This is a genomic window from Stenotrophomonas sp. G106K1 (assembly GCF_037969685.1).
GTDB lineage: Bacteria > Pseudomonadota > Gammaproteobacteria > Xanthomonadales > Xanthomonadaceae > Stenotrophomonas > Stenotrophomonas lactitubi.
On sequence record NZ_JBBPFR010000042.1, the window covers coordinates 1 to 9065 of the forward strand.

The 9065-nt window shown below is 61.7% G+C and carries 7 protein-coding genes; 4 read left to right on the forward strand and 3 right to left on the reverse strand.

Annotated features, from left to right (window positions below):
* Window positions 1-973, reverse strand: a 973-nt coding sequence (moaA, locus tag WKB25_RS20825; RefSeq protein WP_340572736.1) for a GTP 3',8-cyclase MoaA, incomplete at its 3' end; no start/stop codon positions are given.
* A gap of 54 nt (window positions 974-1027) precedes the next feature.
* The gene (locus tag WKB25_RS20830; protein ID WP_340572726.1) at window positions 1028-3301 is read right to left on the reverse strand and encodes an FdhF/YdeP family oxidoreductase; all 2274 of its coding nucleotides are present in this window, start codon (window positions 3299-3301) and stop codon (window positions 1028-1030) included.
* Window positions 3302-3800: 499 nt separating this feature from the next.
* Between WKB25_RS20830 and fdhD the strand changes: the two genes are divergently transcribed.
* The 4 genes from fdhD (at window position 3801) to cydB (ending at window position 7512) form a co-directional block, all read left to right on the forward strand.
* Window positions 3801-4661 carry a formate dehydrogenase accessory sulfurtransferase FdhD gene (gene fdhD / locus WKB25_RS20835; RefSeq protein ID WP_340572727.1) on the forward strand — a complete coding sequence of 287 codons (861 nt, stop codon included), beginning with the start codon at window positions 3801-3803 and terminating at the stop codon, window positions 4659-4661.
* Window positions 4658-4918: a hypothetical protein gene (locus tag WKB25_RS20840; RefSeq protein ID WP_340572729.1), complete on the forward strand. Its 261-nt coding sequence runs from the start codon at window positions 4658-4660 to the stop codon at window positions 4916-4918. The genes fdhD and WKB25_RS20840 overlap by 4 nt, the downstream gene beginning before the upstream one ends.
* A 180-nt stretch (window positions 4919-5098) precedes the next feature.
* Window positions 5099-6487, forward strand: a complete 1389-nt coding sequence (locus WKB25_RS20845; RefSeq protein ID WP_340572731.1) for a cytochrome ubiquinol oxidase subunit I — start codon at window positions 5099-5101, stop codon at window positions 6485-6487.
* 11 nt (window positions 6488-6498) lie between these two features.
* Window positions 6499-7512, forward strand: a complete 1014-nt coding sequence (gene cydB, locus WKB25_RS20850; RefSeq protein ID WP_340572732.1) for a cytochrome d ubiquinol oxidase subunit II — start codon at window positions 6499-6501, stop codon at window positions 7510-7512.
* Window positions 7513-7629: 117 nt separating this feature from the next.
* On the opposite strand, the gene dnaK is transcribed toward cydB, so the two are convergent.
* A partial coding sequence (gene dnaK, locus WKB25_RS20855) for a molecular chaperone DnaK (RefSeq protein ID WP_340572734.1) occupies window positions 7630-9065 on the reverse strand: 1436 nt, incomplete at its 5' end.

The following is a 9065-nucleotide window of genomic DNA, read 5'->3' on the forward strand; positions in this document are numbered from 1 at the left end:
ATCCGTGCCCGGCTGCTTTCAGGCCAAGCTGTGTGGTGATGCGTGCCAGCAGCGCGTCCTGGTCATCGTCGCTCTGCAGCAGCGGGCGCAGCGGCACGCCGAATTCGCCGAACAGGCACAGCCGCAGGTCGCCCTTGGCGGTCACCCGCAGGCGGTTGCAGCCCTTGCAGAAGTCACGCGAGTACGGTGCGATGATGCCCACCGTGCCGCGATGCTGCGGATGACTGAACTCACGCGCCGGGCCAGCATCGGCCGCGCGCGGGCGCTCGTGCCAACCGGCGGCCAGCAGCTGCTCGATCACCACATCGGCACGCAGGTGGTGCCGCTGGAAATAGGCTTCGTTGTCGCCGGTGCGCATCAGTTCGATGAAGCGCACGCTGAAGGGACGGTCGCGCAGGAACTCCATCCACTGCGGCAGCTCGTCGTCATTCAGGCCGCGCAGCAGCACCGCGTTGAGCTTGATGGCCGGCAGGCCCAGTGCCTGCGCCATCGCCAGCCCCTGCTGGATTTCCGGCAGGCGGTCGTGGCCGGTGATGGTGCTGAAGCGCTCGCGCTGCAGGCTGTCCATGCTCACGTTCAGCGCGGTCAGGCCGGCCCGGTGCCAGCCCGGCAGGCGCCGCGGCAGCAGCGTGCCATTGGTGGTGATGGCCACCTTGCGGATGCCCGGCACGGCTGCCACCGTGGCGATGATCTCATCCAGGTCCTTGCGCAGGCTGGGCTCACCACCGGTAAGACGGATCTTGGTCATCCCCAGCATGGCAAACGCGCGCACCAGGCGCGCGATCTCGTCCACCGCCAGGAAGCGCGGGCGGCCATCGCCCTGGTAGCCATCGGGCAGGCAGTAACTGCAACGGAAGTTGCAGGCCTCGGTGAGCGACAAGCGTAGGTAGGGAAAGCTGCGCCCGAATCCGTCGGTGAGTCGACGCGCAGGCTGCGTCGACCCGGTAGGGGGCGGCGCTTCTGGTACCCGGATGAGCTGGCCTGACATGTTTCCTCCTTCCGACGGTACGTCGGCACTGCTATTGCGTTACTGCGGAATGACCACGCGCACGGGGATCGACTTCGCAGCCGGGGTTCCGCTGATGCGGTCGAAGTAGTCCAGCGGCAACAGCGGATTGAGCTCAGGGTAGTAGCCCGCCACGGCACCTCGTGGCATCGGATAGTCAAGCACGGTGAGGCCGTCAACTCGGCGGAGCACGCCGTCGCTGGAGATCGTTTCCAGGCTGACCTGCCCTTCCTTGCTGATTCCGCGTGCCACGCGATCTTCCAGGTTCATGAAGAGGATCATGCGATCGTTGTATACGCCACGATAGCGGTCGTTGTAGCTGTAGATCGTGGTGTTGTACTGATCATGGGAGCGCACCGTCGCCAGCCTCAGCATGGTTGGGTCCTCGACCACATCGTTCACTTCCAGCCCAGGAAACACCAGGATGTTGGCCTTGCCGTTGGGTGTCGGCCACTCGCGACGGCGTGGCGGAATGTCCAGGTGGAATCCATGCAGCGCTTGTATCCGTTCATTGAAACCTGCATAGATCTCTGGATAGACCGCCGCGATCAGGTTGCGGACGTGGTCATAGTCGTACATGCAGGCGGCCCAATCGACCTTGCTGTCCGGCAGTGCTGCCATCGCCATGCGGCATACGATCTCCACCTCCGGCAGCACATGCTCGCTCACCGGCTGCAGGACGCCCCGCGAGGCGGTCACATTCGACATCGCATCCTCGATGGTGACGAACTGCTCACCCAGCGGCGTATGGATCCACTCCGACCGCGCCACCACCGGAAGGATCAGTGCCTCCTTCCCATGCACCAGGTGGCCACGGTTGAGTTTGGTTGCAATGCCTACAGTGAGCTCGAGATTACGCATGGCCCGGTACGACACTTCAGTGTCGGGCACGGCGTGGATGAAGTTGCCACCCATCCCAATGAAGACCTTGGCGGTTCCCGCCAGCATCGCTTCAAGTGACTCCACAACATGGTGTCCATGCTCTCGCGGCGGCTCAAAGCCGAATACTTCGTGTACCCGGTCGAGGTAGCGCTGCGTCGGCTTTTCGTCAATGCCGACAGTGCGGTCGCCCTGCACGTTGGAATGCCCACGGATGGGCGCGATACCTGCGCCCGGCTTTCCAAAGTTGCCACGCAGCATCAGCAGGTTCGCCACCTGCTGCAGCAGGCGCGAGCCTTGCTGGTGCTGGGTCAGGCCCATTCCGTAACAGATGATGGTCGCGCGGGAGCGCACGTATATCTCAGCGCAGCGCAGGATCTGCTCCTTCTTGATCCCGGATACCCGCACGATCTCGTCCCAGTCCTGCGTCATCACCTCCTCACGCAACGCATCCAGCCCGACCGTGTGCTCGGCCAGGAACTCGTGGTCGAGCACCGTCTCGCCACCGGCCTCCCGCTCGAACATGGCTTTCATCATGCCCTTGATCAGGGCCAAGTCACCACCAATCCGGATGTGAACGAACTCGCTGGAAATCTCGGTGGAACCGAACGTCGCCATCTGCACGACGTCCTGCGGCTCCGCAAAGCGGATCAGGGCGCGCTCGGGCATCGGGTTGACCGCGACGATCGGAACCTTGCGCTTTCGCGCTTCCACCAGATTGGTCATCATTCGCGGCGAGTTCGTGCCCGTGTTCTGCCCGATGACGAAGATGGCCTCCGCGTGCTCGAAGTCGTCGAGTACGATGGTGCCCTTGCCGATGCCGATTGCCGGCGGCAGACCGCGGCTGGTTGGCTCGTGGCACATGTTGGAGCAGTCCGGGAAGTTGTTGGTCCCGAACTCGCGCACGAATATGGAATACAGAAACGCAGCTTCGTTGGGCGTGCGTCCAGATGTGTAGAACTCCGCCTCATGCGGGCTCGACAAAGAGCTCAGGTGACGACCAATCGTCGCAAAAGCATCATCCCAGCTACATGGAACATAGTGATCGGTCGCTGCGTCATAGCGCATCGGCTCGGTCAGCCGGCCCTGCATTTCCAGCCAGTAATCGGATTGCGCCATCAGCTCCTGCACCGTGTGCTGCGCGAAGAACTCGCGAGTCGCACGATGCTTGGTCGCCTCCCATGCCAACGCCTTGGCCCCGTTCTCGCAGAACTCAAGCTTCTTGGTGTGATCCGCATCCGGGAACGCACAGCTGGGGCATTTGAATCCACCCGGCTGGTTCATCGACAGAAGGGCCTTGGAGCCCTTGGTAATGACGCTTTGCTGCATCAGAACCTTGGCTGTCGCACCTGCGGCCCCCCAGCCACCGGCGGGATGATCGTAGGCCTTGTAACGAGGGATCTTCTGCTCTGGCATGACAGGTACTCGCGGCATATGTTTTGGAGTGTGCAAAGTTAAGCACGCAACGGTTTCCGCAGCTACGGACAGTATGTCCAGCCCTGATGGACAGCCCTTCCAGGCTGCACGCGGCTGCGGTGCAGTGGCACGAAAAATCCCATCGATGTTGCGAAGCCTGATGCCTCGTTGGGACGTCATGCGCAATCATCACGTACATTTCACGCTCGTCCGGAATGTCGCAGAACCGCTTCCAAATCAGTCAGAACCGGCGCTGCGCGCTCCCGGCTGTAACGCCCCAGTGGTCTGTCCGGACCCAAGCTGTCCATTCATTTCCGCCAAACTGTCCATGCACGCACATTCGCTGGTTCTGGCCGTGGTGGCGCACGCGTCCTGGGATAATCTCCCGGTATCGAAATCTACTCGCATGCCGTCTTGCCCCGCCCTTCCCGCGGGCCCGATCGCCTAGCGCCTAGCTAGCTAGAACGCCCTCACCCACAACTCGCCAGGCCACTTCTTTATGTTTGAGCCCAGCCCAGTCCCTGCGGGAGATACCGAAGGCGTCGCGCGCCGGCACACCATCCAGTGGCGGGATGATGTGCGTCGTTCGATCATGGACAGCGTCGCTGAAGAAGTCCCCGTGGCGATGCTGTACAACGACATTGCGTTCTCGGTGATGATGGCGAGCCCGGCGGACCTGGAAGACTTCGCGTTCGGCTTTTCGCTGACAGAAGGACTGATCAATCACCCCGGCCAACTGCTTGGCGTGGACATCCAGCCGCGCCTGGAAGGCATCGAACTGGCCATGGCCGTAGCCAGCGACGCGCCGGTCCTCGCTGCAAACGCAAGCAACGCGCGCAACCTGCCCGGCCGCAGTGGTTGCGGCATCTGTGGGGCCAGCCAACTGGAGCAGGTCATCCGCACGCCAACACCGCTTGACCATCCCGCAACATGTTCCGCAGCCTCGGTGCGGTTAGCACTGGCCTCACTGAAGCAAAGCCAGCCGATGAACGCTGCGGCTGGTTCGACTCATGCGGCGGCCTGGGCAGACCCATGTGGCCGCATTCTCCAGGTGCGCGAGGATGTGGGCCGGCACAACGCGTTGGACAAGTTGATCGGCTCCCTCGCGCGACGATCGATGTCGACAAGGGCCGGTGTTCTGGTGCTGTCCAGCCGCGCCAGCTATGAAATGGTCAGCAAGGCAGCGTTCGCAGGAATGGCAATCGTCGCTGCAGTTTCAGCACCGACCGCGTTGGCCATCGACTTGGCCAAGGCAGCGGGCATCTGCCTGGTTGGCTTTGCGCGTCAGGATGGTTTCAACGTGTACTCCCACCCTCACCGCCTGTTGGAACTGGACTCCATTGCACTTGCCAACGCATGAGCGCCGGAACCAGCGGGATTTTCGATCATGCTGACGAAACTGAGGAAGTCACGATGGCTCCCGAGTGCTTTGATCTCTACACAAACCCGGCCCGTCCCACCTTGGCACTGTACGTGCGCAAGGGTGCCGGCCTTCCGGACTTTGCCGATCCGTCGAGTTGGTCGATCGAGGGTGAAATCTGGTCTAACGAAATTCCTCCAGATGTACTGAAGACCCTGGAAACCAATGGGCACGTTTTCCAGGAACTGGGCGTCTGAACGAATGGGCCTCCGCACAGGGCCCGGACCTTCCGCCGTGCCTGGGTGCGGGAGCGCTCCTGCCGTTGGCTGCAGCACTCCAGACTGGACGCACTGTGCACCCCACCGTTCGCGGTGAGCTACTACCAGGCAGTGACGTATTGCCTCATATCCCAGATCCATCGAACCCTCGAGACATCTATGGACGCACTCATCCTGTCGCGGATCCAATTCGGTTTCCTAATCAGCTTCCACGTGTTGTTTCCGGCGTTCACCATCGGCCTGGCGAGCTGGCTGGGCTTCGTGGAGTGGCGGTGGTTACGAACCCGGAACCCTGTCTGGCGTGAGCTCTTCTTCTTCTGGCAGAAGATCTTCGCGGTCTCCTTCGGCATGGGAGTGGTCAGTGGCATCGTCATGGCCTTCCAGTTCGGTACGAACTGGCCACGCTTGAGTCAGATCGCGGGAACGGTAATCGGTCCGCTGCTGACCTACGAGGTTCTGACCGCCTTCTTCCTGGAGGCGAGCTTCCTTGGCGTCATGATGTTCGGTTGGGGCCGGGTCTCGCCGCGTCTGCACTTTCTGTCCACCTGCATGGTCGCGCTTGGAACGCTCTTCTCGACGTTCTGGATCTTGGCTTCCAATAGCTGGCTGCACACGCCTGCCGGCTACGAAATGGTCAATGGCGTCGTGCATCCAGTGAACTGGGCGGAGGTGGTATTCAATCCCTCGTTCCCGTTCCGCCTAGCGCACATGGCGCTGGGCTCCTTCATCACCACCTGCTTTGTCATTGGCGGCGTTGGTGCTTGGTACCTTCGACGCAAGGAGCACGCCGAAGCCGGTCAGAAGATGCTGAAGGCCGCTGTAATCTTCGCCGCACTCATTGTCCCCATCCAGATCTTCGTCGGCGACATGCATGGCCTCAACACCCTCAAGCACCAACCAATGAAGATTGCTGCCGTTGAGGCCCACTGGCACCAGGGCAAGCCCGGCGAGGGCGTGCCGCTAGTGGTCTTCGCCGTTCCCAACGAACAGCAGGAGCGGAACGACCTGGAGATCGCCATTCCGCGGGTGGGCAGCCTCATCCTGACGCATTCGCTCGACGGCACCTTTGCGCCGTTGACGTCGGTGCCTGCCAGTGATCGGCCGCCAGTGCTTCCGGTCTTCTTTGCATTCCGGATCATGGTCGGACTGGGTAGCCTGATGTTACTGGTGGCCTGGCTCTCAGCACTTGCCCTGGTCCGCAGGAAGCTATTCGGGTCACCATTGCTGTTGCGCGTATGGAACTGGATGCTCCCGAGCGGCTTCATCGCCCTGGTTGCAGGCTGGTTCGTCACTGAGATGGGACGCCAGCCTTGGATTGTCTATGGCGTGCTGCGTACCGCCGATGCGGTGGGACCACAAACTGCCTGGATGACCGCGCTTTCGCTGGCGGTCTACATCGCGGGTTATGCGTTCGTCTTCGGCTGGGGGATCTGGTATCTGGTCAAGATCCTGCGACATGGCCCGCTTGTGCATGATGCTGGTCCATCGATCGAGGGCGGCGACCGCACTCCGGCACGCCCGATCTCCGCCGCCGATCAATCTCTCTGAGGAGCACTGACATGGACTCGATCACGTGGTTGCCCGTTGCATGGTTCGGTGTCATCAGCTTTGGTGTTCTGATGTATGTCGTCTTGGATGGCTTTGTGCTGGGTATCGGTATTCTGGCGCCGTTCGCCGAGGACGAAGGGCAGCTGGACGTCATGATGAACACCGCCGCCCCGATCTGGGACGGCAATGAAACCTGGCTGGTGTTGGGCGGTGCTGGATTGCTGGCGGCGTTCCCCAAGGCCTACTCCGTGCTGCTTTCGGCGCTTTACCTGCCCGTGCTGTTGCTTCTCGTATCACTGGTGTTCCGAGGGGTTGCCTTTGAGTTCCGGTTCAAGGCTCATCGTTCGAAGCGCCTCTGGAGCGTTGCCTTCGGACTCGGCTCATTGTTGGCAGCGTTCTCGCAGGGTGTGATCTTGGGCACAGTGGTGCAAGGCGTGCCGGTGGTTAATGACGCATACGTCGGGGGCCCCTTCCTGTGGTTCAGTCCCTTTGCCATGCTCACCGGCGCCGCGCTGGTGGCTGGCTATGGCCTGCTGGGCGGTACTTGGCTGATCCTGAAGACGGAAGGGCGGACCCACGCATTGGCCAGGCGCCTGACCCGCCCGCTGGTGGTCGCGGTGATCGTGGCAATGGGCCTGGTGAGCAGCTGGCTCCCGCTCCTGGACCTGAGGTTGATGGCCCGATGGTTCAGTGACGGTAACTTCTGGTGGCTGTCCCCTGTTCCGCTGCTCACTCTTGCCGTCGCCGTCGCCTTGTGGCGGGCCGAGAAGCATCCCGCACATCACCTGGCGCCCTTCGTGCTCAGCCTGTCGCTGTTTATTCTTGGCTATCTGGGCCTTGTGCTCGGCATGTGGCCCTATCTCCTGCCGCCGACACTGACGCTCTGGGAGGCAGCGGCACCCGCATCCTCGCTTGGCTTCAGCTTGGTCGGTCTGGCGGTCATGCTCCCCGTCATCCTGGGCTACACCGCTTGGTCCTACCGTGTCTTCCGCGGCAAAGTAAGTGCTGAAACCAGCTATCACTGATCACGTAACACAGCCTGGATCGTAGGCGCTGGACAGAAAACGGCAAGGGCGCAACGGGAATCCGTTGCGCCCTTGTGCTGTCTGCTGTTGGCGCGTTGAATGCGCGCCAGGTTGGTCTTACTTGTCCTTGACCTCGGTGAAGTCTGCATCCACGACGTCATCACCGCCACCGGCACCGTGGTCAGGACCACTGCCTCCTGCCTGCGGCTGTTCTTGTGATGTGGCCGCTGACAGAAGCGGAGCAGCCACACGCTCCAGTGCCTGCGTCTTCGACTCAATCTGGGATCTATCTTCGCCCTTCATCGCCAACTCGATGCTGGACAGTGCCGCTTCGACTTCGCCGATGACTTCGCCGCCAACCTTGCTTCCATGTTCGCGGACCGCATTCCGTACCGTGTAGACCAAGGCATCGGCTTGATTTCGGGCAGCAACCAACTCCTGAAACTTCAGGTCATCGTCACGATGCTTCTCTGCATCGCCGACCATGCGTGCGATCTCTTCCTCGGACAGGCCCGAACCGGCCTTGATCTCGACCTTCTGTTCCTTGTTGGTCTTCTTGTCCTTGGCCGACACATGCAGGATGCCGTTGGCGTCGATGTCGAAGGACACTTCCACCTGCGGCAGGCCGCGCGGGGCCGGCTCGATGCCGGACAGGTCGAACTTGGCCAGCGACTTGTTGAAGCGGGCCTGTTCTCGCTCGCCCTGCAGCACGTGGACAGTCACGGACTGCTGATTATCCTCTGCGGTCGAGAAGGTTTGTGAAGCCTTGGCAGGAATGGTGGTGTTCTTCTCGATGATCTTGGTGAACACGCCGCCCATGGTTTCGATGCCCAGAGACAGCGGAGTCACGTCCAGCAACAGCACGTCCTTGACGTCACCGGCGAGCACGCCGCCCTGGATCGCCGCGCCCAGTGCCACGGCTTCGTCCGGGTTGACGTCCTTGCGCGGTTCCTTGCCGAAGAACTCGGTCACCGCCTGCTGCACCTTCGGCATGCGGGTCTGGCCACCGACCAGGATCACGTCGTCGATGTCGCTCGAACGCAGTCCGGCATCGTTCAGGGCCACGCGGCAGGGCTCGATCGACTTCTTGATCAGGTCATCCACCAACGCTTCCAGCTTGGCCCGGGTCAGCTTGATGTTCAGGTGCTTCGGACCCGAGGCGTCAGCGGTGACGTATGGCAGGTTCACTTCGGTCTGCTGGGCGCTGGACAGCTCGATCTTGGCGCGTTCGGCGGCGTCCTTCAGGCGTTGCAGGGCCAGTGGATCCTTGCGCAGGTCGATGCCTTGTTCCTTGTTGAACTCATCCACCAGGTAGTCAATAACCCGCTTATCGAAGTCCTCGCCGCCCAGGAAGGTGTCACCGTTGGTGGCCAGCACTTCGAACTGTTTTTCACCGTCGACAGTGGCAATCTCAATGATCGAGACATCGAAGGTGCCGCCGCCCAGGTCGTACACAACGATCTTGCGATCCTTGTTGTCGCCCTTGTCCAGGCCATAGGCCAGCGCGGCCGCAGTGGGCTCGTTGATGATGCGCTTGACGTCCAGACCGGCGA